This is a genomic window from Corallococcus macrosporus (assembly GCF_017302985.1).
Taxonomy (GTDB): Bacteria; Myxococcota; Myxococcia; order Myxococcales; family Myxococcaceae; genus Corallococcus; species Corallococcus macrosporus_A.
Map to the genome: position 1 here is coordinate 1304363 of NZ_JAFIMU010000007.1, position 25142 is coordinate 1329504.

The following is a 25142-nucleotide window of genomic DNA, read 5'->3' on the forward strand; positions in this document are numbered from 1 at the left end:
TGCCCGCTTCACGTCCGGCCTCCCACGTCGGAGCGGCGAGGTAGGATGCGGCCTTTCCGTGGACGTCGTGGGAGGGAGCCGTCATGTCGTGGAAGCTGGCGCTGCTGGACGAAGTGTCGAAGGTGCTGCCGGATGCACCCCTCAAGGGTTCGGACATCCGCGTGGAATTGCCGACCGCCAGCTACGCGCTGCCCGCGGGAGAGAAGCTGGGGCCCCTGACGTTCGCGTTCGACGTGTCCGCGCGCGGCTTCATCGAAGGCTATGACGCCCCGGCGGACGTGGACGCGGCGGGCGTGGTGGGCGAGGCCCCCGGCGACGCGAAGGAGCAGTTGGGCCCGGCGCTCGTCTACGGCGGCGACAACGCGTGGCTGAAGTACGGGGTGGAGGCGCGCGTGAAGGCGGAGGTCGGCTTCCCGCTGCCCTACGTGGCGCTCGCGGCCAACGGCGACGTGCGCGTGCTCCTGGCGGACTACCACCGGCACCCGCAGGACATGAAGGCGCGCGACGCGCTGAAGGAGGACGCGCCCGAGCTGCGGCTGCCCCTGCTCACGTCGTCGCTGGACAAGCTGGGCGTGGGGGACGCCATCGCCTTCCAGGCGCGCGGCGAGCTGTCCGTCACCGCGACGCTGGACTGGACGGACGTCTACACCTCCAACCTCCAGACGCTGACGAAGCTCTTGTCCGCCAGCACCCTGCTCGCCTTCGAGGCCAAGGCGGGCGCCACCGTGTCCGCCAGGGTGAAGGTGGTGGACGACTACGCCGTCGTCTTCTCCCGCCCCGCCGCGGGCCAGGTGCGCGTGCAGGTGAAGAAGGTCGTGGCGCGCGAGGCCGGCGTCACGGCCAGCCTCCACGTGGAGGCCAGCCTCACCGACCCGGCCGCGCTCGTCACCCAGGTGGAGCAGGTCCTCGAAGGGCTCTTGTCCGTGCCGCTGGCGGAGTTCGAGTCCCTGATGACGAAGCTGGAGGCGCACAAGCTGTCGGAGATCGAGGCGAAGGCGCTGCGCCTCGTCCTCGACCGGCTGGGCTTCGGGGAGCTGGAGGCCAACACCACCGCGCTGCGCACGCAGTGGGACAAGCTGCGCACGGACGTGCGCACGCGCGTCCAGGCCCTGGCCGAGTCCAAGTTCGAGCTGGGCTTCCGCTACGAATACCTGCGCCTGCGCGAGCAGACGACGCTGCTGTCCACCGTGTGCACCGACGCCCAGGCGCGCGCGCTGCACCCGCTGCTGGTGTCGGGCCGGATGGACGGCGCCATGCAGCGCATGCAGTCCGAGGGCATGGTGCTGGAGCAGTGCCTGCTGAAGGAGGTCAACAAGGAGTCCAAGGCCTGGGGCTTCTCCCTGAAGCTGGGCAAGTGGGCGCTGGGCGGCAACGACACGCGCGAGCTCACCCAGGTGGTGCAGCGCAACAGCCTGGAGAAGGAGGCGCCCCAGCGCATCTCGTTCCTGGGCGTGCGCGGCTACAGCGGCGCGCTGCTCACGCCGTACATGCGCTGGACCGCGGACTTCAAGGCGGACATGGCGGAGTTCCGCAAGTCGCCCACCGTGGCGGACTTCGACCTGGGACTCTACCTGCTGCTGGCCCGTGACGCGCGCAAGCTGTCCGGCGACGAGCTGCGCCAGGCCGTGGACGAGGCCATCATCTGGGGCGCGCTGGACGACGCCGAGGAGGAGCAGGTCCTCCAGCGCATCCGCGACGCGGCCGGCGGCAAGGAGGTGGAGACGCGCGTGGAGCTGAAGCTGGACAACCGGACGCTGCGCGACGTCATCGACCACGCGGCGGACCCGGACGCGCACTCCGCCTTCGCCCGCGCGCTCGCCCGCGCCCTGCCCTGGTACGGCGTGCCGTGCCGCGACCGCCCCGCCGTGCGCGAGTCCGTCTACGCCCCCCTGTGGAAGGCGTACCTGGAGCAGAACTGGTCCGCCGCCGACGCCGCCCGGACGGCCGCCGCGAACCTGAAGAACAACCCGCTCGTCGGACAGTTCGCGTACATCGAAGGGCAACTGGGCAACGGAATGCTGACGTTCGCGGAGATCATCCAGAAGAACCCCGGCACCGTGTCCAAGTGGCGCGACCTGCGCGCGGGGCTCCTGGACCTGCGCAACAGCGAGCAGCGCTCGTCGTCCGTCTTCAAGGACGCGTTCAAGGCGCTGTCCCAGTCCTGGGCGCAGTCCTTCCACCTGAAGGCCACGGGCGCGTTCTTCCTGGAGCTGGCGGCGCGCAGCGGCAACGGCCTGGCCACCGTGGAGCGCACCTTCACCGTGACGGTGCCGGGGACGGGCGCCAGCATCGTCTTCAGCAAGTCGCGGGCCTGAAAGCCCCGGCGTCCATCCGTCCGGTTCCGCACGCTCACCCGGCGTGCGGAAGAGGTTCCGGCCGGACGGTGGACGTGAAGGTAACGCGCTGCATTGCCCCGGCGCGGGGGCATCACTACATCCGGCTTCTCACGCAGCACGCGCGACGCGAGCGAGGCCCCCGCAGATGATCGTCGGTCGGATGCTGTCCTGGCGGATCATCCTCCGCTACACGGGGCGCCCCGTCGTCGTGCACATCGTCATCGCGCTGGCCATCTCCCTGGGCTACGAGGTGCTGGACGCCAGGTGGCTGTCGGTGCCGGCGCTGCCGGTGACGCTGCTGGCCGCGGCCCTGGGCGTGCTGCTCGGCTTCCGCAACAACTCCGCCTACGAGCGCTGGTGGGAGGCGCGCACCATCTGGGGCGGGCTGGTGAACGCGTCGCGGACGCTCGCCCGGCAGGTGCTCACCTTCCTGCCCGCGCCCCGGGCGCAGCGCAGCGACGGGACGCCGGAGACGCCCTCCGCCGCGTCCCGCCTGGTGCAGGTGGCCGTGCAGCCGGAGGGTCCCGCGCTGGCGCCCGCCTGGTCCCAGGTGGGTGACGGCGCGGTGCGCGACCAACTGGGCCACGCGCGCGACCTGCGCGGGAACGTCCCGCGCGCGAACCTGGCCACGTTCATCCACCCGGCCGTGGAGTCCCCCCGGGGCATCACCGGCATGTTCGGGGGCATCACCGAGGACGCGCGCGAGCTGGTCTACGCGCAGGTGGGCTTCGTGAACGCGCTCCGCTGCCACCTGCGGCGGCAGGACCCCTTCCCGGAAATCACGCCGTTCTTCCGGCCGTCCGTGCTGGAGGCCCTGCGCGACGAGCAGAACGTGCCCGCCGCCATCGTCCTGTGGATGGGCGTGCGCATGCGCCGCGTCTACAGCGACATCGAGCATCCGGAGAAGGTCTACATGCGCGTGTCGATGGACGAGACGCTCACCGAGCTGACCAACTTCCTGGGCGCGTGCGAGCGCATCAAGAACACGCCCCTGCCCCGCCAGTACGACATCCTCCCGCACGCCATGGTGCGCGCCTACCTCACCATGCTGCCCCTGGGCGTCGTCGCGGACCTGGGCGTGCTCACGCCGCTGGTCACCGCCATCATCGCGTTCCTCTTCATCGCCCTGGACGCGGTGGGCCGCGACGTGGAGAACCCCTTCGAGGACGGCGTCAGCGACACGCCCATGACGGCGCTCTGCCGCACCATCGAGATCAACCTGCGGCAGATGCTGGGCGAGTCCGGGCTGCCGCCGCCCGTCCAGCCGAAGGACGGCCTGCTGTACTGAGAACTAGTCCGCCGCCGTGACCTCCACCGTGCCCAGCCCGTCCACGGTGAGCCGCACGTGGTCACCGGGCTTCATCAGGTAGGCCGCGGTGGCCGCGCCCGACAGCACCAGGCTCCCCGCGGGCAGCACCTGGCCGCGCTCCGCGAGCAGCGCGCACAACTGGATGAGGGACACCACCGGGTCACCGGAGATGGCGTCCGAGCGCGCCTCGCCCTCCACCTTGCCGTTCACCTCCATGCGCATCTGGAGCTTCGTCAGGTCCAGCTCGCGCGGGGCGCGCTCCAGCGTGCCCGGCACGAACAGCGACGAGGACGCGTTGTCCGCCACCACGTCCGGCAGGCTGAAGTACTTGAAGCCCACGAAGCGCGAGTCCAGCACCTCCATCGCCGCGAAGACGGCCTCGCACGCGTCCAGCACCTGGTCGCGCGTCACGGTGCCCTTGAGCTCCTTCGACGTGCGGAAGGCGATTTCGGGCTCGATGCGCGGGTGGATGCCCGCGCCCACGCGGATGACGCCGCCCGGCTGCACGCGCATCCGGTCCGTGAGCACGCCGAAGATGGGCGAGCCCAGGTTCATCTGCTTGCGCTTGGCCTCCGACGTGAAGCCCATCTTCAGGCCCACCACCCGCTCGCCCTGGGCCTCGCGCAGCCGGATGCCCTCCGCCTGCACCGCGTAGCCGTCCGGCACGCTCAGCTGCGGGTGCGCGTGTGTCAGGGGCGGCACCTCACGGCGCTCGCGCCGCGCCGCGTCCAGGATTCCTGCCAGGGCCGCCACGTCCACAGTCGAGGTCATGCGCGAATCTTTTCCATGCCCGGCCCGCAATTCCACCAAGGATTCACCGGTGGAGCGGGTCCCGGAGACGCCGGGCGCCGGACGGCCGCGCAAGCGAGCGCCATCCGACGTCCGCCGTTCGGAATCCTGGAGGCGCTGGACGGCCGCGACATACATTGCCGCGTCTCCCTCAGGAGGGCGCTGCCTTGGAGAAGGTCCTCAACTACATCGGTGGCGAGCTGGTGCCCGCGGCGGGCGGCCAGTGGCTGGACAAGCCGGAGCCCGCAACGGGCCAGCTCTACGCGCACGTGCCGGACTCGCGCGAGGAGGACGTGCAATCCGCCGTGGAGGCCGCGGGCCGCGCCTTCCCCGCATGGTCCGCCCTGCCGGCCAACGAGCGCTCGCGCTACCTGCGCCGCATCGCCGGGCTCATCCACGAGCGCCTGGACGCCTTCGCGCGGGCGGAGTCCATCGACACGGGCAAGCCGCTGGCGGTGGCCCGCACGGTGGACATCCCGCGCAGCGTGCTCAACTTCGAGTTCTTCGCGGACGCGGCGACGCAGTTCTCCAGCGAAGCGCACCCCATGGACGGCGTGGCGCTCAACTACACGCTGCGCTCGCCGCTGGGCGTGGTGGGCTGCATCTCGCCGTGGAACCTGCCGCTGTACCTGCTCACGTGGAAGATCGCCCCCGCGCTGGCGGCCGGCAACTGCGTGGTGGCCAAGCCGTCGGAAGTCACGCCGATGACGGCCTACCTCCTGTCCCAGGTGTGCCGCGACGCGGGCCTGCCGCCGGGCGTGCTCAACCTGGTGCACGGCCTGGGTCCGCACGTCGGCGGGCCGCTCACGCGCCACCCGGAAGTGAGCGCCATCTCCTTCACCGGCAGCACGCGCACCGGCGCGGAGATCGCCCGCGTGGCCGCGCCCGCGTTCAAGAAGCTGTCGCTGGAGATGGGCGGCAAGAACCCCAACGTCATCTTCGCGGACTGCGACTTCGACGAGGCGCTGGCCACCACGCTGCGCTCGTCCTTCGCCAACCAGGGGCAGATCTGCCTGTGCGGCCCGCGCATCTTCGTGCAGCGCTCGCTGTACCCGCGCTTCAAGGAAGCGCTCGTCGCTCGCACGAAGGCCCTCAAGGTGGGCGACCCGCTGGTGGAGGGCACGGACCAGGGCGCGCTCGTGTCGCGCGAGCACTTCGAGAAGGTGATGGGCTACATCGCGCTCGCGAAGCAGGAGGGCGGCCACATCCTCACCGGCGGCCAGCGCGCGAGCGTGCCCGGCCGCTGCGCGAACGGCTGGTTCATCGAGCCCACGCTGGTGGAGGGCCTGGCGCCCACGTGCCGCACGAACCAGGAGGAGATCTTCGGCCCGGTGGCCACGCTGATGCCCTTCGATGACGAGGAGGAGGTGCTGTCGTGGGCCAACTCCACGCGCTACGGGCTGGCGGGCAGCGTGTGGACGAAGGACCTGACGCGCGCGCACCGCTTCGCGTCCCGGCTGCACAGCGGCATCGTCTGGGTGAACACCTGGATGCTGCGCGACCTGCGCACGCCGTTCGGAGGGGTGAAGGAGTCCGGCGTGGGCCGCGAGGGCGGCTGGGACGCGCTGCGCTTCTTCACCGAGCCCAAGAACGTCTGCATCAAGCTCTGAAACCCCCAAGGAGTGACCTCCACGTGAGCGCTGGCGAGCGGATCGACTCGAAGAAGGCCCCGGAGCCGGTGGGGCTCTACCCCCACGCGCGCCGGGTGGGAAACCTCCTGTTCCTCTCCGGCGTGGGCCCGCGCGAGCGCGGCAGCAAGGCCATCCCGGGCGTGGAGCTGGACGCGGCGGGCAACATCGTCTCCTACGACATCGAGACGCAGTGCCACTCCGTGTTCCGCAACGTGCGCTACATCCTGGAGGACGCGGGCTCCTCGTGGGAGCGGCTGGTGGACGTGACGGTGTACCTCACGGACATGAAGCGGGACTTCCCCACGTACAACCGGCTGTGGGCGGAGTACTTCAAGGACAACCCGCCGTGCCGCACCACGCTCGAAATCAACGCGCTGCCCACGCCCATCGCCATCGAACTGAAGTGCATCGCCACCATTGGAGACGAGTGACATGGGACGACTGACCCCCATCAACTTCAAGAAGTGGATCGACGAGCACCGCCACCTGCTCAAGCCGCCCGTGGGCAACCAGCAGGTCTGGGCGGACCGGGACTTCATGGTCACCGTGGTGGGCGGGCCCAACTCGCGCACGGACTTCCACGTCAACGAGGGCGAGGAGTTCTTCTACCAGCTGGAGGGCGACATCACCCTGCGCGTCATCGACGAGGGGCAGGTGCAGGACGTCCCCATCCGCGAGGGCGAAATCTTCCTCCTGCCGCCCAAGGTGCCGCACTCGCCGCAGCGGCCCCCCAACACCATCGGGCTGGTGCTGGAGCGCCGCCGCCAGCCGCAGGAGCTGGACTCCTTCCTGTGGCTGTGCCCGAAGTGCGGCGAGAAGCTCTATGAGGAATCGCTGCACGTCACGAATCTGGTGACGCAGCTGCCGCCGGTGTTCGAGCACTTCTATGGCAACCCCGACAACTGCACGTGCAAGAAGTGCGGCACGAAGGTGGCGCGGGGTGGTGCGCCCAAGTGAAGGTCGACATCCACACGCACCTGCTCCCCCCGGAGTTTCCCCGCTTCGCCGAGCGCTTCGGCTACGGCGGCTTCATCACGCTGGACCACCACGCGCCCTGCCGCGCGCGGATGCTGCGGGATGACGGGAAGTTCTTCCGCGAGATTGAAAGCAACTGCTGGGACCCGAAGCAGCGCGTGACGGAGTGCGACGCGCACGGCGTCCAGGTGCAGGTGCTGTCCACGGTGCCGGTGCTGTTCAGCTACTGGGCCAAGCCGCAGGACGGCCTGGAGGTGGCGCGCTTCCTCAACGACCACCTGGCCGGCGCGGTGGCCTCCGCGCCGAAGCGCTTCGTGGGGCTGGGCACGGTGCCGCTCCAATCCACCGACCTGGCGGTCAAGGAATTGGAGCGCTGCGTGCGCACGCTCGGGTTCGCGGGCGTGCAGATTGGCAGCCACGTCAACGACCTGAACCTCTCCGACCCGGCCCTCTTCCCCTTCTTCCAGGCCGCGAGCGACCTGGGCGCGGCCGTCTTCGTGCACCCGTGGGACATGATGGGTGAGGCGAAGATGACGAAGTACTGGCTGCCGTGGCTGGTGGGGATGCCGGCGGAGGTGTCGCTGGCCATCTGCTCGCTCATCTTCGGCGGGGTGATGGAGCGGCTGCCGAAGCTGCGGCTCGCCTTCGCGCACGGCGGCGGCGCGTTCCCCGGCACGCTGGGCCGCATCCAGCACGGCTTCGAGGTGCGCCCGGACCTGGTGGCGGTGGACAACAAGGTCGCGCCGCGCGACTACCTGGGACGGTTCTGGGTGGACTCGCTGGTGCATGACGCGGAGACGCTGCGCGCCATCGTGAAGCTGTTCGGCGCGGACAAGGTCGCGCTGGGCAGTGACTACCCCTTCCCGCTGGGCGAGGAGCGGCCCGGCACGCTCATCGAGTCGCTGACGGACCTGGCGCCTTCCGTGCGCGAGCAACTGCTCTACCGCAACGCCCTGGAGTGGCTGGGGCGCTCGCACGAGGACTTCGCACCATGACGGCCCCTGTCTACGAGAACACCGACGCGTTCGCCTACGGCCTGGATGCGAAGGATCCGCTGCGCCCCCTGCGCGACGAGTTCCTCTTTCCCCCGGCCGCATCCGGCGCGCCGACCATCTACCTGGCGGGCAACTCGCTGGGATTGCAGCCGCGCAAGGCGCGCAAGTACGTGCAGATGGAGATGGAGGACTGGGAGCGGCTGGGCGTGGAGGGCCACGTGCACGGCCGCCACCCGTGGCTGCCCTACCACGAGCTGCTCACGGAGCAGGTGGCGCGCGTCGTGGGCGCGCAGCCCGTGGAAGTCGTGGTGATGAACACCCTGTCGGTGAACCTGCACCTGATGATGGTGTCGTTCTACCGGCCCACGCGCGAGCGCTTCAAAATCCTCATCGAAGGCGGCGCCTTCCCGTCGGACCAGTACGCGGTGGCGTCGCAGGCGCGCTTCCACGGCTACGACCCGAAGGAGGCCATCCTCCGGCTGACGCCCCGCGAGGGCGAGGACACGCTGCGCCCCGAGGACATCCTCGAGACCATCGAGCGGCACGGGAAGGAGATCGCGCTCGTCATGCTGGGCAGCGTGAACTACCTCACCGGCCAGGCGTTCGACCTGCGCGAGATCACGCGCGTGGCGCACGCGCAGGGCTGCAAGGTGGGCTTCGACCTGGCGCACGGCGCGGGCAACCTGAAGCTGTCGCTGCACGACGACGGGCCGGACTTCGCGGTGTGGTGCTCGTACAAGTACCTCAACGGCGGACCGGGCAGCCTGGGCGGCGTGTTCGTGCACGAGCGGCACGCGCACTCCCCGGAGCTGCCGCGCTTCGAGGGCTGGTGGGGCCACAACAAGGCCACGCGCTTCGAGATGGGCCCGACGTTCGACCCGCTGCCGGGCGCGGAGGGGTGGCAGCTGTCCAACCCGCCCATCTTCCAGTTGGCGGCGCTGCGCTCGTCGCTGGAGCTGTTCGACAAGGCGACCATGGCGGCCCTGCGCGCCAAGAGCGACCAGCTCACGGGCTACATGGAGTTCCTGCTGGACCGGCTGCCCGCGGGGTTCGTCACCATCACCACGCCGCGCGACCTGAAGCAGCGCGGCGCGCAGCTGTCCCTGCGCTTCAAGGGCGAGCCGAAGCGGCTGCTGCACCGGCTGGCCGCGGCCGGAATCATCTGCGACTTCCGCGAGCCGGACATCATCCGCGCCGCGCCCGCGCCCCTCTACAACACCTACCTGGACGTCTTCCGCTTCGTGAAGGCGCTGGAAGCCCATGCCCTCGAATGAGTCGAAGCTGACGGTGGTGGGAGCGGGCCTCGTGGGCTCGCTCCTGGCGCTGTACCTGGCCCGCCGGGGCCACACGGTGGAGGTGCTGGAGCGCCGGCCGGACATGCGCCGCGAGACGCTGGACGCGGGGCGCTCCATCAACCTGGCCATCTCCACGCGCGGCCTGCACGCCCTGCGGCAGGTGGGCCTGGAGGAGGAGGCGCTGAAGCACGCCATCCCCATGCGCGGGCGGGTCATCCACCCGGTGAAGGGCGAGCTGGCCTTCCAGCCGTATGGCAAGGACGACTCGCAGCACATCAACTCCCTGTCGCGCGGCTGGCTGAACAAGTTCCTGATGACGCGCGCGGAAGAGACGGGCCGCGTGTCCATCCGCTTCCGCCAGCGCGTGACGCACGCGGATCCGGCCGCGGGGGCGCTCACCGTGCTGGACGAGGCCACGGGCGAGACGCGCGAGCTGCGCGACGCGGTGGTGTTCGGCACGGATGGCTCCGGCTCGGCGGTGCGGCAGGCGCTGCAATCCCAGCCGGACTTCCGGGCGGACTCGGAGACGCTGGGGCACGGCTACAAGGAGCTGACCATTCCGCCGGGCGAGGGCGGGCGCTTCCAGATGGAGAAGCACGCGCTGCACATCTGGCCGCGCGGCACGTACATGCTCATCGCGCTGCCCAATGAAGACGGCAGCTTCACCTGCACGCTGTTCCTGCCGTGGGAGGGACCGGTGAGCTTCGCGTCGCTCCAGACGCCCGAGGCGCTGGAGGCGTTCTTCCAGGAGCAGTTCCCGGACGCGAAGGCGCTGATTCCCGGGCTGGTGGAGGAGTTCTTCTCCCGGCCCACCGGGCACATGGTGACGGTGAAGTGCGCGCCATGGCACGCGGGCGGGCGCACGCTGCTCCTGGGTGACGCGGCGCACGCCATCGTGCCGTTCTACGGGCAGGGGATGAACTGCGGCTTCGAGGACTGCGTGGCGCTGGACGCGCTCCTGGCGAAGCAGCCGGACCTGGGCCAGGCGTTCCGCGAGTTCGAGCGGCTGCGCAAGACGAACGCGGACGCCATCGCGGACATGGCGGTGGAGAACTTCATCGAGATGCGCGACAGCACGGCGGATCCGCGCTTCCTCTTGGAGAAGGGCGTGGAGAAGGTGCTGCTCAACGCCTTCCCGGGCGAGTTCGTCAGCCGCTACACGCTGGTGAGCTTCAGCCGCGTGCCCTACCGGCTGGCGTACGGCGTGGGCGCCATCGCGGGCGGCATCGTGTCCGAGCTGGCGAAGGACCTGAAGCGTCCGGAGGACGTGGACCTGGACCGGGCGGCGAAGCTGATTCGCGGCCGGCTGACCCCTTTCATGGAGGAGCACGCGGATGGATTTCGGCTTGAAGGGTAGGCGGGCGCTGGTGACGGGTGCGTCATCGGGGCTGGGGCGCGCCATCGCGGACACGCTGGTGAAGGAGCGCGCGACGGTGGCGGTGTCCTCGCGAGGCGGGGAGAAGCTCGAGAAGGCGGCGAAGGAGCTGGGCGCGGCGCTCGCGGTCCCGTGTGATTTGACCCAAGCCGGGGCCGCGCGCGGGCTGGTGCGCGAGGTGACGCAGAAGCTGGGCGGCCTGGACGTGCTGGTGGTGAACGCGGGAGGCCCGCCGTCCGGAGGCTTCGAGGCCATCACGGTGGAGCAATGGCAGACCGGGTTCCAGAGCCTGTGGCTGGCCACGGTGGATGCGATTCAAGAAGCGCTGCCGGGCATGAAGGCGCAGGGCTGGGGCCGCATCGTGCTGGTGACGTCCACGGCGGCGCGCGAGGCGATGAACAACCTCACGGTGTCCAACGGCCTGCGCGCGGGGTTGCTGGGGCTGGTGAAGAGCCTGAGCAATGAAGTGGCGCCCTACGGCATCACGGTGAACGCGGCGCTGCCGGGCTACCATGCGACGGACCGGATGAAGGACCTGGGCCTGTCGGACGAGAAGGTCGCGCCGAACATCCCCGCGAGGCGGCTGGGAAGGCCGGAGGAGTTCGCGGCGCTGGTGACGTTCCTCGCGTCGGAGCCGGCCGCGTACATCAGCGGCCAGTCCATCGCCTGTGACGGTGGAGCGCTGAAGGGTTTCTAGGACCCGGCGAACACCGCCAGCACGACCAGGAACGTGAGGACGGGCACGGAGACAACGATGCCCCACACGGCCTTCGAAGAGATGGCTCGCAGCAGTCCGTAGGCGCCCAGCAGCGCCGCGGACAGGAGCCATCCGCCGAGGAAGCTGGCCACGAACACGAGCGGTGCAATCGCGTAGGACACCTCGCAGCTCGAGCCCAGGCACTCGCCGATTGGCAGTGGCAGGTGGAGTTCGTCGAGGACGACAGCCGTCGTGCCAAGCCCCGAGAGCAGTGCCACCGCCAACGACAGCCACCGCCAGGCCGCTCCGGAGAGCGTGAAGGTGCCCTCGGTCCGCCAGCGCGGCGCACGGCGCAAGGTGACGATGACGAAGACCAGCAGCACCAGGCCCAGCCCCAGGGACACCGGGAGCGCGGCACCGCGGCTGAGCGCCGCCGCCAGCATCGACAGACCGAAGAGGACGGAGCCAAGAATCAGGGCCGCGAAGAGCGCGAGACGTGAGGTCATCAAGGGCTGTTTATATGCCGGTTCCGCCGCGTCTCTCATCGGACAGCCCATCCCCTGAGACGATGGAGCGTTGAGAGTGCCTTGCAGTGACGTCGGTGGCCTTCCGGGGGGAAGGCCATGGACGCGATAAAGCGGGCGGTATGCCTGGGGCTGCTCACGGGCTGCGCGACAGGCAGTGGAACCGTGGTGGAGGGAAGCCTCCAGCCCCGGCACTTCCGGTTCGTTACGGTCGTGAGCAAGACGGAACCAGGAGCCGGAGGCTGGCGGGAGGCCTGTCTTCATGTTCCGCTACGGCGTGACACGGGGGAGGTCTTCAGATGCACACTGGGTGTTGGGATGCCTGTGCATTCCACACGTTTTGGCGACATCCCGCTGGATCTGGCCCAGCGCATCTCAGCGGACTGCGCGAACCTGGCAGCCCAAACAGTATTCAGCTCTACCGCTCCGGTCACGGCGCTTGGATTGGCATGCACCGAGTTCAGGGATGCATTCTCGCTTGCGCTCGGCGGAGCCATTGAGGGCTCGCGGGTGAATCAGGCGTGCCACGCGGAGACCACACCTGTACGGCCTCGGATCCAGAAGCCATGACACCTTCAGCCGAGGAGTTGCTCACGATTGCTCGTCTCTACTGGGGTGCCGACGAAGCCTATCGCTTCCGTCAGGATCCCTCTCCCGAAGACCTCCGTTACGAGGCACTCTGGGCTGAGAAGACCAAGGAAAGGCCTCATTGGGGAGCCTTCGTCAGGAAGCTTCGCGAAGCGATCCCCAGCTGCGATGTCTGGGACTACGCGCCGGGCCTGGCGAACCCCAGCTTCGGCGCGCTCGTCTATCCCCACCACGAGAAGATCATGCGCCGTCCCCAGAAGGTATGGGTGGTCGCCGGGTATCTCAGCATCCTGGCCCCGGTCTACACGGTGCACTGCGTCCGCAAGGAGTACCTGGGGAATCAGCTCCGCAGTGCGAAGGCCTTCCTCGGCCCCATCCCACTGGAACTGCAAGGCATCACGGACACGGTCGCCCGGCACATCGAAGCCGAGTTCGGCGCCACCGCGCTGCCTCTTGAAGTCGCGCAGACGCCTGTTCCGCTCTACGTCAACCTCATGAAGCCGCCGGAGACCACGCTCTTCCACGCACTCTTCACTTCGGAACCCGGGAACATCCTCTGACTCAGCCCCCCAGCAGCATGAAGAGCACGAACCCGAAGACGGCCGTGCCCGCGAGCACGCCCTGCACGGCCACCGGCTTCAAGCCCTTCACCATGCCGACCGCCCCCAGCACCGCGGACGACACCAGCATCCCCAGCAGCAGCCCGGCCACGAAGGCCGCGGGCACGTAGAAGATGAGCAGCGCACAGCCGCCCTTGCCGCAGGTCGCCGGCGTGGAGAAGTACGCGAAGACCTGCATCACCGCCCAGAGGGCCACAGCAGCCCTCCACCAATCGATCCGCTCCACCAGGCCCCCGAGGAGAGCTGGAACACTCCCTGCCGCCGCCATTGAGACACCTGCTGGCGGACCGCGATGAGCAGCCCCAGCAAAGCCGCGGCCGGCACCAGTCCCAGCACGAACGCCCCACCCACGCCGCGCAGCCCCGCCAGGGCGCACGCCATGAGTGCGACAGCACAGGAGAGCAGGGCCGCGAACAGGACGAGTCGTGAAGTCATTCTGCGCAGCGTGACAAAGCCACCCCGTCCAGGACCACCCCGCCCCTGCCCCTCCGTGCCGACACAGTCCGCTGACGCAGCGGGTCGGGCGTTTTCCGCTCTGGCGGCAAGCCCTTTTTGATTTGGGCTGGCGGATTTCTCACGTTTTGCGACAAAGTTCGCCCCCTTCGCCGGAGGGGCGCGGACGTGCTCAGACGAATCTGTTTCATCCGTGGGCTGTGGCTCATGGTCGTGTTGTGGGGAGCCGGGGCGTGGGCCCAGGGCAACTCGGTCATCACCGGGACGGTCATCAGCGCGGATGACCGGCGGGCCCTGGCGGACGTGGTCGTCACCGCGACCTCGCCCCAGTTGCAGGGCGAGCGCACCGTCCTCACCGACAAGAGCGGCCTGTACCGCATCCCTCAACTGCCGCCGGGCACGTACATGCTCCGCTTCGACGCGAACGGCTTCACGCCCTACGCCCGGCCGGACATCCTGCTGCGCATCGACCGCACCATCCGCTTCAACGCGGAGCTGGTCCCGGACACGATGAACATCGACTACACGGTCGTCGGCTCGCCGCCCAGCGTGGACGTGGGCTCCAGCGCCGCGGGCGTCACCGTGGACCAGGAGTTCATCCGCAACATCGCCGTCATCCGCCCCGGCACCAAGGGCTCCGCGTCCCGCTCCTTCGAGGGCCTGGCCGAGCTGGCCCCCGGCGCCACCGAGGACCGCTACGGCGTGAGCATCAGCGGCAGCTCGTCCCCGGAGAGCCAGTACGTGGTGGACGGCCTGTCCGTGAACGACCCCGGCGTGGGCACCCTGGGCACGCCCCTGTCCGTGGAGTTCGTCAAGGAGGTCAACATCATCACCGGCGGCTACATGCCGGAGTACGGCCGCTCCACCGGCGGCGTGCTCAACGTCGTCACCAAGTCCGGCTCCAACGAGTTCCACGGCTCCGTGTTCGCGAACTACGCGCCCGGCGCGTTCCAGACGTCCGGCAAGGAAATCCTCCGCGAGGGCAGCGTCATCTCCGCGCAGGGCAGCGCCCACAACCTGGGCGACTTCGGCTTCGACCTGGGCGGCCCGCTGCTCAAGGACAAGCTCTGGTTCTACGTGGGCGTCGCGCCGTCCTTCAATCGCATCCAGGTGGACCGCCAGCTCAGCAGCTACGAGCTGTGCTCGGAGGTGGACCCCGCCAACGGCTGCACCGCCGTGGGCGCGCGCCGCAAGGACCCCACCACCGGCTTCTCCCAGGTGTCCCCCATCGAAGGCAGCCGCGTGTCCCGCTTCGCGGACGAGCGCAGCGTGCAGTACCTGGGCAAGCTCACCTACAACTTCAACCCGGACCACAGCCTGTCCGTGTCCGTGTTCGGCACGCCGCGCTCGTCCGGCGGCAGCGGCAAGTACTCCTTCAGCGACGACGGCGAGCCGGAGGTGTGCTCCAGCCTGTCGTGCACCAGCTACGTGCAGGGCGCGTATGAGGCCATCGCCACCCGCCGCAGCAACAGCGCCATGGACATCGTGGCGAAGCAGGCCTCGTCCTTCTTCGACAAGAAGCTGCTCGTGGACGCGACGCTCGGCTGGCACCACCAGGCGGACTCCATCCTCCCGTCGGACGGCTCGGGCCTGGGCTCCGGCGAGGGCCTGTCCGCGAAGTCCAACATCGCCTGGCGCCGCACCCGCAACCCGGGCCCCCACACCATCAACGAGTTCGAGACGCTCCCGAACGCGAACGACTGTGGCAGCACGCCCGAGGAGCAGCGGCTGCGCTGTCCGGTGACGGCCTACTCCACCGGCGGCCCCGGCACCATCAGCATCCAGCGGCTGGACCGCGTGCAGGGCAAGGTGATGGGCACGTACCTGCTGGAGGCCCTGGGCCACCACATCCTCAAGGCCGGCGCGGACATCGAGCGCATGAGCTTCTACAACAACCGCGCGCGCACGGGCCTCACGCCCTGGCAGGAGTGCACCGGCGGCGACTGCTTCTTCAGCCTCAACCAGTACGGCTACCTGGAGGGCCCGGACCAGCCGGTGTTCCTGGACAACAAGGAGGGCACCTCCACGTCCACCACCGTGGGCGGCTTCATCCAGGACAGCTGGTCCGTGCTGGACAAGGTCACCGTCAACGTGGGCCTGCGCTACGACGTGCAGACGCTCTACGGCCTGGACGGCGAGGTGGGCCTGCACCTGCCCAACCAGTGGTCCCCGCGCCTGGGCGTCATCTACGACCCGACGCAGAGCGGGCGCGCCAAGGTCTTCGCCAACTACGCGCGCTTCTTCGAGAACGTCCCCCTGGACATGGCGGACCTGTCCTTCCCGCAGCAGCAGCTGCTGTCCGCCACCTACGACGCGCCCCCGTGCAACCCGTCGCGCGAGGGCTCGCTGCTGGTGGACTGCACGCTGGACGCGAACCGACAGCCCATTGGCAACCGCGAGAGCCCCAACCAGCTCTGGGACGCGCAGGGCGGTGACCGCGTGCCGGTGGACCCCAAGATCCGCGCGCAGTCCGCGGACGAGTTCGTGGTGGGCGGTGAGTACGAGCTGTTCGCCGCGAGCCGCGTGGGCGCCACGTACACCCGGCGCTACCTCAACGACGTCATCGAGGACATGAGCCGCGACGACGGCAGCACCTTCTTCCTGGGCAACCCGGGCAAGGGCTACTCGACGGACTTCCCGCTGGCGAAGCGCGAGTACGACGCGGTCAACGTCTACTTCCAGCGTGCCTTCACCAGCGGCTGGCTGGCCCAGGCCAGCTACACCTGGTCCACGCTGCGCGGGAACTACTCCGGCCTGTTCCGCGCGGACACCGGCCAGCTGTCCCCCAACCTCACGCGCGACTTCGACCTGGTGTCGCTCACCATCAACCGCGAGGGCCAGCTGCCCGGGGACCGCACGCACGCGTTCAAGGTGTTCGCCGCGAAGGAGTTCATGCTGGGGTCGCGCACCAGCATCAACGTGGGCGGCAACTACCGCGCCCGCTCCGGCACGCCGCTCAACTACCTGGGCGCGCACCCGCGCCGCAGCGGTTCGGAGACGTTCATCCTGCCGCGCGGCAGCGCGGGCCGGCTGCCCTGGGTGCACGGCGTGGACGGGCACGTGGGCGTCAACCAGCGGCTGGTGAAGGACTACGTCCTCACGGTGTCCCTGGACGTGTTCAACCTCTTCAACTTCCAGCAGTACACGGACGTGGACCAGACCTTCAGCACCGCGCGCGTGTACGCCATCGAGCAGGGCGGCAAGCCGGACGACCTCACCGCCTGCCTCACCGCGAACAACCCCAACTGCAAGGTCATCTCCACCGCCACGGGGCTGCCCATCGCCGTGACGGACATCAACCCCAACTTCAAGCGGCCCACCGCCTACCAGGCCCCGCGCTCCATCCGCCTGGGCGCGAAGCTCAGCTTCTAGGCCACCGCCATGAGGACCCCCGCGATGAAGCTTCGTTGGATGGCAGTGAGTGCAGGAATCGCCGTGGCGGCCGTCGCCGTGGGCGCGTGCGGCAGCGAACCGGAAGCCGAGTGCGTGGTGGCGCGCGCCGTGTCGGACGGCTCCACCGGCTCGTTCGCCGCGAGCTACCAGCTCAAGCCCGGGCAGAACCCGGACACCGTCTGCGCGCGGCTCAAGCCGGAGCCGCTGGGCCTGCAGAAGTTCTTCAGCCCGGACCCGGCCGCGCCCGACACCGTGGGCGTGCGCAGCGCACGGCTGGGCAAGCTGCTGGAGGACTTCGCGTCCCGGCTGTCGGACGCGTCGAAGGACTCCGCCACGGCGGTGGGCCCCTTCGCGTCCGTGACGCCGGGGGCGGACCACTTCTGCTCGGTGCCGGAGCTCACGCCCACGCACCTGGAGGTGGCCGCGGGCCAGGCGCCCGACGGCGGCGCGCTGCCCGCGCAGGACTACGGCTATGCGTGGAGCAACCTGCGCATCTACAACACGCCGGAGATTCCGGGCACGCAGTTCACCGCGGACCTCGTCTACACGGAGAACGGCTGCGCCGCCGAGTACGCCGTGAAGGGCATCTGGCCGGTGGTGAAGTGCCAGAACACCAAGACGAAGCTGCCGGACGACACGCTGTGCGACCCGTACGCGGACTACGACGCGGGACGGCTGCGCGGCTCCGGCATCAACCCGCTGTTCCCCGTGAAGTGCGACCCGGACGCGCTCATCTGCGTGCTCACGGGTGAGGTGCCGTCGGCGCCGTGAGGCCGTGACTTCCGGGACGCAGCGCCTGCGGCAGGTCCCGGAAGTCCTTCACCAGCCAGTCCGGCCGCTCGCGCACCAGGACCTCGCGCGGGAACGACGTGGCGACGGCGACACACGCCGCGCCCGCGGCCCGCGCGGCCCTCAGCCCCACCACCGCGTCCTCGAACACCACGCACGCGTGCGGTGGCACGCCCAGCGCGGCGGCGGCCTTGAGGTAGACCTCCGGATCCGGCTTGCCCTGGGCGACGTCCGTGGACGTCACGCGCACGGGGAACAGGTGCTCCAGCCCCACGCGCTCCAGGGCCCGCTCCGCGTTCTGGGCCAGCGCGCTCGTGCCCAGGGCCCAGGGCACGCCCGCCTGCTTCAGGGACAGCAGGTAGGCGCCCACGCCAGGGACGGCGGACACCGGCTCGTGGTCGAGCAGCCGGTGGAACGCCAGCTCGCGGTCATCCGTGAGCGCGGCCACCTGCTCGTCGTCCAGCTCCGGGCCGAACCACGCCCGCAGCGTCTCTCCAGCCCGCCGGCCGTTGGTGGCCAGCAGCTCCTCCCGTGTGGGCACATAGCCCCGCTCACGGGCGAACTCCTCCCAGACGCGGTAGTGCAGCTCCGTCGTGTCGATGACGACGCCGTCCAGGTCGAAGAGGACGGCGCCGAAGGAAGTGATGTTCGAGGTCGATGGGGACATGAAGGTCGGGCTCTCTCGAAGATCCACACGGCACGCCTCTCAACACTATTCACGGGGTGGGGCGCGGGCGTGGCTTCTGGCCCCACTGTCGCCGCTCACCGTGCGAGCAGCCGTGGGACTGATTCCCGGCCAGGGGGATGGGAGGTAAGGAGGGGGTCCGCCTGTCAGGCCCAGGTGGGAGCCGCTTGCTGTAGGCTTTCTCAGAGATCCAAGATGACCAAGAACTCCACGGATTTCTCCACGACCGCCGTCCGTACGCAGGGGACGCCCTCGCAGGCCGCCCAGGTGATGCCGGCGCTGACGCTTCTCAGTCATGCCCAGCCCCAGCGCATCGGGGAGCGGCTGTTGCTGGAGGGGCTGCTGTCCGGTGAGCGCGCGGTGGCGCTGTCGCGCAACGCCCCGGACTTCAGCCGCCCGGGCGGCGTGCTGGCGCTGCCCCTGGGGGACCCGTTCCTCAGCCGCACGCCGGTGCGCTTCGAGGCGGGGGAGCGCGGCGGGGTGCGGCTGATGGTGCCGGAGGGCGGGACGCCGGTGTGGGTGGGCAGCGAGCCGGTGCGCGGCGGGCGCGAGTTCCCCGCGGCGGCGCTGATGGCCGGCGTGCCGCTGGTGCTCGCCGGGCGCGTGGCGCTGCTGCTGCACCAGGCCACCGTGCGCGGCGGTGGGGCTCCGGCGGAGCTGGCGGCGCTGGGCATGGTGGGCGACAGCGAGGGCGTCATCCGCGTGCGGGAGGACGTGCTGCGCGTGGCCGACCTCCAGGTCCCCGTGCTGGTGCGCGGCGAGACGGGCACGGGCAAGGAGCTGGTGGCGCGCGCGCTTCATGCGCGAAGCCCCCGCCGCGCGGGCCCCTTCGTCAGCGTCAACCTGGGCGCCCTGTCGAAGGACCTCATCGCGTCCGAGCTGTTCGGCGCCACGCGGGGCTCGTTCACCGGCGCCACGCGCGACCGGGAGGGCTTCTTCCGCGCCGCGCACGGCGGCACCCTCTTCCTGGACGAGGTGGCGGAGGCGCCCCCGGAGGTCCAGGCGGCGCTGCTGCGCGTGCTGGAGACGAGCGAGGTCTACCCCGTGGGTGCGCAGACCCCCGTGCGCGTGGACGTGCGGCTCGTCACCGCCACGGACGCGGACCTGGAGGCGCGCATCCGCGACGGCCACTTCAAGGCCCCGCTGCTGCACCGGCTGGCGGGCTTTGAAATCACCGTGCCGCCGCTGCGCGAGCGCCGCGAGGACATCGCGCCGCTGTTCCTCCACTTCGCCCGCCAGGAGCTGGAGTCCACGGGCGAGGCGGGGCGGCTGAGTTCCTCGGACGCGCGCGCGGAGCCGTGGCTGCCGGCGTCGCTCGCCGCGCGGCTGGTGCGCGCCGCGTGGCCGGGCAACGTGCGCCAGCTTCGCAACGTCGCGCGGCAGCTCGTCATTGGAAGCCGGGGCCTGCCCGGGCTGCGCGTGGATGCGCGGCTGGAGCAGTCGCTGGACGAAGGCGCGCTGCCCATCCCGGGCCAGCCCCTGACGGCGCAGGCGCCCTCCCCTGCCTCGGAGGACACCCCCGCGCCGTCGGAGGTCCGCGCCCCCGCGCGGCGCAAGCCCTCGGACGTGAGCGAGCAGGAGGTGCTGGAGGCCCTGCGCGCCTGCGCGTGGGACCTGAAGGCCACGGCGGACTGGCTGGGCATCCCGCGCTCGTCCGTGTACGTGCTCATCGACAAGAGCTCACTGTTGCGCACCGCGCGGGACCTGAGCCCGGAGGAGATCACCCGCTGCTTCCATGAGTGCGAGGGCGACCTGGACCGCATGGTGCAGAAGCTGGAGGTGTCCCGCCGCGCGCTCCAGCGCCGCGTGCGGGAGCTGGGGCTGGAAGCGAGCTGACGCTGGTACGGCGCCTGCAAATCCTCACGGCACCATGGCCAATCCCCCCATCACCATCGACGTCTCGACGACCCCCGTCAGCTACGACCCCAGCCCGGATGTGAAGCACGGCGATACGGTCGTGTTCACGTTGGGCGCCGCCATCCACGCGACGGCGACCATCTCGTTCACCCACGGCACCTGCCTCACGACGTCTGGCCCGTACACGCTGGGAGGCCCCACGCTGGCGACTGCGCCCCTGGTCGTGTCCCTGACGGCGGCGAAGGGGGTCTATGCCTTCGACGTGGACTTCAACAGCGGCCAGGAGTCCCAGGCTCGCAAGGGTCACGAGTGGGACCGGAAGAACGGTGGCATCGACGTGACCAGCGACCCGCCGGAAGAGGCCCGCCGGTAGGCCCCGGACACGTCAGCTCCCGGACGTGACACGCCATTGACGCGTCCGGGATGCGGTTCCTGTCGCCTCCGTGAAACCTCCAAGGCGTGCGTTCAGGACATGCGCTCTGGCCCGGGGGCTGCAATGCTGTGGGGACCTATGGCCTCCATCACAGTCAACCTCTCCACGGATCCCATCAGCTACGACCCCGGCCCGGAAGTGAAGCACGGCGACACGGTCGTCTTCTCGATGGGCAGCTACCCTTCGTCCTACACCGCCACCATCACGTTCCCGGACGGGACCTGCCTCACCACGTCCGGTCCGTACACGCTCGGGGGCGGCACGCTGACGACCTCCCCGAAGACCGTCTCGATGACGGCGCCGAAGGGCGTCTACGACTTCAACGCGCTCATCGACGATGGGACGCGCCCCAAGGAGGGCGCCGACCCTCGCGGTCCGGTGGAGCGCGACCGCAAGAACGGCGGCATCGACGTGACCAGCGACCCGCCGGAGGATCCGGTCTAGCGGTCGTCTGACGTCAGCCCCGGACCGTGACACGCCATTGACGCGTCCGGGGCGCGTTGGTCCAGGGCCTGCAATGACATGCGGGCCCATGGCCAACGTCACGGTGAACGTCGTCGCGATGCGGGGCGGATACAACCTCCGGAAGCAGGTGAACCACGGAGACACCGTGGTCTTCACGCTGGGCACCGCGTCCGTCGTCCCGAGTGCCTCCATCACGTTTCCCAAGGGGACCTGCTTCACCGAGTCGGGCCCGTTCCAGCTGGGCCTCGATAACGTGATGACCCACGAGCTGACCGTCTCCGACACCGCGAACAAGGGGGTCTATCTCTTCGAGGTGCGCATCCCCGGCGACAGTCCGTCCGAGGAGCCCCCGTCGGGCCGCAAGAACGGCGGCATCGAGGTGATCAGCGCTCCGCCGGTGGAGGGCCGCCCGTAGGAAGCTGCCCGGGCAGCAGTCCTTCCTTCACCTCGCGAGCCCGGATCCACCGGGGACGGGCCGCCACCACCGCGTCGGCCAGCTCCAGTCCGCGCTTCACGCTCGCCGTCGCGTCCTGCCCTTCATGCAGGCGCCACCGCGCCCAGGCACCGTGGAGGTCCGCCGCCGCGAGCCGGTACTCCAGCCTGGGGTCGAGCTTCATCGCTTCCTCGAAGGCCTGCGCCGCGCGCGTGAAGCCGCCCTCCGCCGCGCCATGCCCCTGCGCCAGCCAGCGCGCCCGGAGGCCCGTGGCTTCCGCCAGGTAGCGCCAGGCGTTGCCCAGCTTGGGGTTGAGCTCCCGTGCCCGGTTCAGCGCCGCCTCCGCCTTCGCGAGGTCCGCCGCCGGGTCGTGTGCCCGCGACAGCGTCCACGTCGCCTGGCGCACCCAGGCCTTGCCCAGGTTCGCCAGGAGGTCCGCGTCGTCCGGCAGCCGCTTCAGCGCCTCCGTGTAGTCGTCCACCGCGGCTCGCAGCGCGGCGCTGGGGTCCTCGCCCTTCTGAAGCTGGAGCTCGGCGCGGAAGACCTCCCACTCGCCCAGGTTGTTGAAGGCGAAGCCCTGCGCGGGCGCCAGCTCCCGGGCCTTCTCGAAGGACGCCCTCGCCTCGTCGAGCAGGGCCTTCGTGTCGCCGCCCTCCTCCGCGCGCAGCTCCGCCTGCCAGAACACCGCGGAGCCCAGCGCGTTGTGGAGCGCGGGCTGCTTCGCGTTGAGCGCCAATCCCTGCCGGTACAGCGACAGGGCCCGCTCCAGGTCCACGCTCACGTCCTCGCCCTTCAGGTAGCGGGCGCGCGCGAGCTGCTCCGCCACCTCCGCGCCGTTGAAGCACGCGCCGAAGTTGTCCGGGTTCAGCGACAGGGCCCGCGTCAGCGCGCTGTTCGCAAGGCGCAGGTCCCCCGCCGCATCCGGCGCGTTCGGCAGGTCCGCCCGCTTGCGGTACGCGACGCCCAGGTTGATCCACGAGTACGGCTGTTGCTCGCTCAGCTGGAGCGCCATCTTGTACGCGGCGATGGCCTTGTCCAGGAGCGGCACCGGATCTCCCCCGCGCGCCGCCTCCGCGTCCGCCTGCCCCTGCCACGCGAGGCCCAGGTTGGCGTGGAACGCGTAGTCGCGGTCCTCGGCGCGCAGCTGCTCGAACGAAGCAATCGCCAGCCTCAGATGTTCGCGCGGATCCTGCCCGTTCAGCTGCAGGTAGCGCGCCCACAGCCGGTGCACGAGGGCGCGCTCCAACGAGACACGATCGCTCGGCGTGGCCACGGCCTCCGCGGTGCGCAGCGCGGCCAGGGACTTCTCCAGCAGCGCCTCCACGCCCTCGCCGCCCTGGTTCGTGCGCTGCTCCGCCAGCCGGCGATGGAAGCGCGCCTCCAGCACCAGCGAACGGGCGTGGTCCGGCGCGGCGGCGAGCGCACGCGACAGCGCCGCCAGGCCCCGCTCGTAGTGCGGCAGGATGTTCCCCTCGCCGTACAGCTCCATCACCAGCGCGGCCAGCTCCAGCCGCCCCAGCACCGAGTGCACCACCGGCTGGCTCTCCGCCGTGGCGACCGCGGCGGCGTAGGCCTCACGGCTCAGCGCCAGGTCCGCCTGCGAACCCGCGCGGTCCCCGCCGTTCCAGCGGCGCATGGAGCGCGCCAGCAGGATGTCCCCGCGCAACAGCGGCGCTTCGTAGAACCACGGCGCCTGCGCGCCCGGCGCGTCCAGCAGCGCGAGCGCGTCCTCCGGCCGGTCCTCGTAGAACGCGAACAGGGCCTTCACGAACGACGGCGGCGCGGGGACGTCCGGCCCTTCCGCCTGGCGCAGGTACGCGAGCGCCGGGTCGCGGTAGCGCCCGTTCAGCTCCTTGAGCCGGGCCTCGCGCTGCGCGGGGGCACGGCGCTCCACGTCCAGCAGCAGCTGCTCGCGGTAGAGGTGGCCCAGCACCTGCGCCAGCGCCCACGCCACGCGCGGCTCGCGGTAGCCGTGCGTCCACGCGGACTCCAGCTTCCCTCGCGCGCCGTCCAGGTCGTCCAGCGCGAACAGGGCGCGGCCCAGCGCGTACTCCCCGGGTCCCACCGCCTGCTCGCCCGCGCGGGCGATGTCCGCCTCCAGCGCCGCCATGCTCGCGCGCAGCGCCTCGCGGTCCTTGCGCGTGTCGTGCAGGCGCGACAGCGCGGAGTAGCGCGCCGAGGACTCGATGCGCTCCACGCGCTCGGTGAACGCACGGGCCAGCCGCTCGCGTTCAGCCACTTCGCCGCGCGCGAGCCGCGCCTGCGTGAGCGCGCCGGCCACCACCACCGCCACCGTGCCGCCCAGCGCCAGCGCCGCGCGGTGCTTGCGGACCTTCTTGCCCAGCCAGTAGCGCGCGCCCCGGCGGGCCCGCACCGGCTCTCCCGCGAGGAAGCGCTCCAGGTCGTCGGTGAACGCGCGCACGGAGTCATAGCGGAGCGGCCGCTCCTTCTCCAGGCACTTGAGGACCACGGCCTCCAGGTCCTCCGGGATGTCCGGCTCCAGCAGGCGCGGGCGCGGAGGCGGCTCCGACTGGAGCTTCGCGAGCACCTCCTTCTCCGTGCCGCCGGTGAAGGGAGGCTGCCCCGTGAGCAGCGCGTACAGCGTCGCGCCCAGCGCGTAGACGTCCGCGCGGCGGTCCAGGCGGTGGCCTTCACCGCGGGCCTGCTCGGGCGGCATGTAGTGCGGCGTGCCCAGCACCGCGTTCGGGGTGGTGCTGTCCTCGCGCCAGTCGCGCGCGAGCCCGAAGTCCATCACGAACGGGAGGAAGCCGCCGTCCTCCGTGCGCTCCACCAGGATGTTGCCGGGCTTCAGGTCGCGGTGGACCAGCCCCACGCGGTGCGCGGCGTGCACGCCCTCGGCGGCCTGGCACAACACCCAGACACGCTGCTCCAGCGTGAGCGAGTTGGAGAGCTGCCCCAGCGACGGGCCCTCCACGTAGCGCATGGCGATGAAGGCGTGGCCGCGCACCTCGCCCACTTCGTAGACCTCGCACACGCGCTCGTGGCGCACGCGGGCCTGGGCGCGGGCCTCGGACAGGAAGCGGCGGGCCAGCTCCGGGTCCCCGTCGCGCACGAACTTGAGGGCCACGTTGCGGCGCAGCAGCGGATCATACGCCAGGAACACCTGCCCCATGCCGCCCTGCCCCAGGAAGCGCACGGGCTCGTAGCGGTCCCACCCGGGCACCGGAAAGGCGGGCACGCCTTCGATGGCCAGCGAGGCGGGGACCGCCGTGGACAGCGTGGCGGCCTCCTCGACGGGGGCACTGCCCCGGTCCGTGCGGCCTCGCACCAGGTCCTGCCGCAAGAGGTCCAGGGTGTTCTCCGTCAGCCGGCCCCGTTCCTTCAGCAGCTCCAGGGGCCCGCGGTGCAGGCGGAGGGCCTCCTCGCGCAGGGCGGCCGCCTCGTCAGAGGACAGCAGCCCCTCGTCCAGCGCGAGCAGGACCTCCTCCTCATAGAACTCTGGACGGCCTGCCCCGCTCACGGACGGGAGCATACGGGGA

The 25142-nt window shown here is 70.5% G+C and carries 22 protein-coding genes; 16 read left to right on the forward strand and 6 right to left on the reverse strand.

Going from position 1 to position 25142, the window contains the following annotated elements; genetic code table 11:
* The first annotated feature begins 83 nt into the window (after positions 1 to 83).
* Positions 84 to 2315 (forward strand): hypothetical protein, encoded by a 2232-nt coding sequence (locus JYK02_RS17550; RefSeq protein ID WP_207052485.1) that lies wholly within the window; start codon positions 84 to 86, stop codon positions 2313 to 2315.
* Positions 2316 to 2481: 166 nt separating this feature from the next.
* Complete coding sequence (locus JYK02_RS17555; protein ID WP_207052487.1) at positions 2482 to 3624, forward strand: bestrophin family protein; 1143 nt, start codon at positions 2482 to 2484, stop codon at positions 3622 to 3624.
* A 3-nt stretch (positions 3625 to 3627) separates the two neighbouring features.
* Here the strand turns inward: JYK02_RS17555 and JYK02_RS17560 are convergent, their stop codons facing one another.
* Entirely contained in the window at positions 3628 to 4416 is a 789-nt protein-coding gene (locus JYK02_RS17560; protein WP_207052494.1) for a 2-keto-4-pentenoate hydratase, read from the reverse strand.
* A 185-nt stretch (positions 4417 to 4601) separates the two neighbouring features.
* Here JYK02_RS17560 and JYK02_RS17565 point away from each other — a divergent pair, with 185 nt between their 5' ends.
* The 7 genes from JYK02_RS17565 to JYK02_RS17595 are packed head-to-tail and all read left to right on the forward strand — an operon-like array spanning position 4602 to position 11402.
* Complete coding sequence (locus JYK02_RS17565) at positions 4602 to 6044, forward strand: aldehyde dehydrogenase (protein ID WP_207052495.1); 1443 nt, start codon at positions 4602 to 4604, stop codon at positions 6042 to 6044.
* A gap of 23 nt (positions 6045 to 6067) precedes the next feature.
* Positions 6068 to 6496 carry a RidA family protein gene (locus tag JYK02_RS17570; protein ID WP_014393721.1) on the forward strand — a complete coding sequence of 143 codons (429 nt, stop codon included), beginning with the start codon at positions 6068 to 6070 and terminating at the stop codon, positions 6494 to 6496.
* A 1-nt stretch (position 6497) separates the two neighbouring features.
* Positions 6498 to 7022, forward strand: a complete 525-nt coding sequence (gene nbaC, locus JYK02_RS17575; RefSeq protein ID WP_207052496.1) for a 3-hydroxyanthranilate 3,4-dioxygenase — start codon at positions 6498 to 6500, stop codon at positions 7020 to 7022.
* Positions 7019 to 8035 (forward strand): amidohydrolase family protein, encoded by a 1017-nt coding sequence (locus JYK02_RS17580; RefSeq protein ID WP_207052497.1) that lies wholly within the window; start codon positions 7019 to 7021, stop codon positions 8033 to 8035. The genes nbaC and JYK02_RS17580 overlap by 4 nt, the downstream gene beginning before the upstream one ends.
* The gene (kynU, locus tag JYK02_RS17585; RefSeq protein ID WP_207052498.1) at positions 8032 to 9309 is read left to right on the forward strand and encodes a kynureninase; all 1278 of its coding nucleotides are present in this window, start codon (positions 8032 to 8034) and stop codon (positions 9307 to 9309) included. Before JYK02_RS17580 ends, kynU begins: the two co-directional genes overlap by 4 nt.
* The gene (locus JYK02_RS17590) at positions 9296 to 10687 is read left to right on the forward strand and encodes an FAD-dependent oxidoreductase (RefSeq protein WP_207052499.1); all 1392 of its coding nucleotides are present in this window, start codon (positions 9296 to 9298) and stop codon (positions 10685 to 10687) included. The genes kynU and JYK02_RS17590 overlap by 14 nt, the downstream gene beginning before the upstream one ends.
* Positions 10665 to 11402 (forward strand): SDR family oxidoreductase, encoded by a 738-nt coding sequence (locus tag JYK02_RS17595; RefSeq protein ID WP_207052500.1) that lies wholly within the window; start codon positions 10665 to 10667, stop codon positions 11400 to 11402. Before JYK02_RS17590 ends, JYK02_RS17595 begins: the two co-directional genes overlap by 23 nt.
* Here JYK02_RS17595 and JYK02_RS17600 read toward each other — a convergent pair.
* Positions 11399 to 11908: a hypothetical protein gene (locus tag JYK02_RS17600; RefSeq protein WP_207052501.1), complete on the reverse strand. Its 510-nt coding sequence runs from the start codon at positions 11906 to 11908 to the stop codon at positions 11399 to 11401. The genes JYK02_RS17595 and JYK02_RS17600 overlap by 4 nt on opposite strands.
* A gap of 584 nt (positions 11909 to 12492) precedes the next feature.
* Here JYK02_RS17600 and JYK02_RS17605 point away from each other — a divergent pair.
* On the forward strand, positions 12493 to 13074 hold the full coding sequence (locus tag JYK02_RS17605; protein ID WP_207055366.1) for a hypothetical protein: 582 nt from the start codon (positions 12493 to 12495) through the stop codon (positions 13072 to 13074).
* Position 13075: 1 nt separating this feature from the next.
* Here JYK02_RS17605 and JYK02_RS17610 read toward each other — a convergent pair whose 3' ends face one another.
* Entirely contained in the window at positions 13076 to 13330 is a 255-nt protein-coding gene (locus JYK02_RS17610) for a hypothetical protein (protein WP_207052502.1), read from the reverse strand.
* Entirely contained in the window at positions 13312 to 13569 is a 258-nt protein-coding gene (locus JYK02_RS17615) for a hypothetical protein (protein WP_207052503.1), read from the reverse strand. The genes JYK02_RS17610 and JYK02_RS17615 overlap by 19 nt, the downstream gene beginning before the upstream one ends.
* A gap of 225 nt (positions 13570 to 13794) precedes the next feature.
* Here JYK02_RS17615 and JYK02_RS17620 point away from each other — a divergent pair, with 225 nt between their 5' ends.
* Both JYK02_RS17620 and JYK02_RS17625 read left to right on the forward strand, forming a co-directional pair.
* Positions 13795 to 16959 (forward strand): TonB-dependent receptor, encoded by a 3165-nt coding sequence (locus JYK02_RS17620; RefSeq protein WP_207055169.1) that lies wholly within the window; start codon positions 13795 to 13797, stop codon positions 16957 to 16959.
* Positions 16960 to 17022: 63 nt separating this feature from the next.
* Positions 17023 to 17751 (forward strand): hypothetical protein, encoded by a 729-nt coding sequence (locus tag JYK02_RS17625; RefSeq protein WP_347402516.1) that lies wholly within the window; start codon positions 17023 to 17025, stop codon positions 17749 to 17751.
* On the opposite strand, the gene JYK02_RS17630 is transcribed toward JYK02_RS17625, so the two are convergent.
* The gene (locus JYK02_RS17630) at positions 17723 to 18436 is read right to left on the reverse strand and encodes an HAD family hydrolase (RefSeq protein WP_207052507.1); all 714 of its coding nucleotides are present in this window, start codon (positions 18434 to 18436) and stop codon (positions 17723 to 17725) included. The genes JYK02_RS17625 and JYK02_RS17630 overlap by 29 nt on opposite strands.
* A gap of 213 nt (positions 18437 to 18649) precedes the next feature.
* On the opposite strand from JYK02_RS17630, the gene JYK02_RS17635 reads away from it, so the two are divergent.
* From JYK02_RS17635 to JYK02_RS17650, 4 genes are all read left to right on the forward strand, one after another.
* Entirely contained in the window at positions 18650 to 20290 is a 1641-nt protein-coding gene (locus tag JYK02_RS17635; RefSeq protein ID WP_207052508.1) for a sigma 54-interacting transcriptional regulator, read from the forward strand.
* 34 nt (positions 20291 to 20324) lie between these two features.
* Complete coding sequence (locus JYK02_RS17640; protein ID WP_207052510.1) at positions 20325 to 20684, forward strand: hypothetical protein; 360 nt, start codon at positions 20325 to 20327, stop codon at positions 20682 to 20684.
* Positions 20685 to 20822: 138 nt separating this feature from the next.
* On the forward strand, positions 20823 to 21188 hold the full coding sequence (locus JYK02_RS17645) for a hypothetical protein (protein ID WP_242588786.1): 366 nt from the start codon (positions 20823 to 20825) through the stop codon (positions 21186 to 21188).
* An 88-nt stretch (positions 21189 to 21276) separates the two neighbouring features.
* Positions 21277 to 21624 carry a hypothetical protein gene (locus tag JYK02_RS17650; RefSeq protein ID WP_207052514.1) on the forward strand — a complete coding sequence of 116 codons (348 nt, stop codon included), beginning with the start codon at positions 21277 to 21279 and terminating at the stop codon, positions 21622 to 21624.
* On the opposite strand, the gene JYK02_RS17655 is transcribed toward JYK02_RS17650, so the two are convergent.
* Positions 21593 to 25123, reverse strand: coding sequence for a protein kinase domain-containing protein (locus JYK02_RS17655; RefSeq protein ID WP_207052516.1), 3531 nt, complete (start codon positions 25121 to 25123; stop codon positions 21593 to 21595). The two genes, JYK02_RS17650 and JYK02_RS17655, sit on opposite strands and share 32 nt — an antisense overlap.
* Between the last annotated feature and the right edge of the window lie 19 nt (positions 25124 to 25142).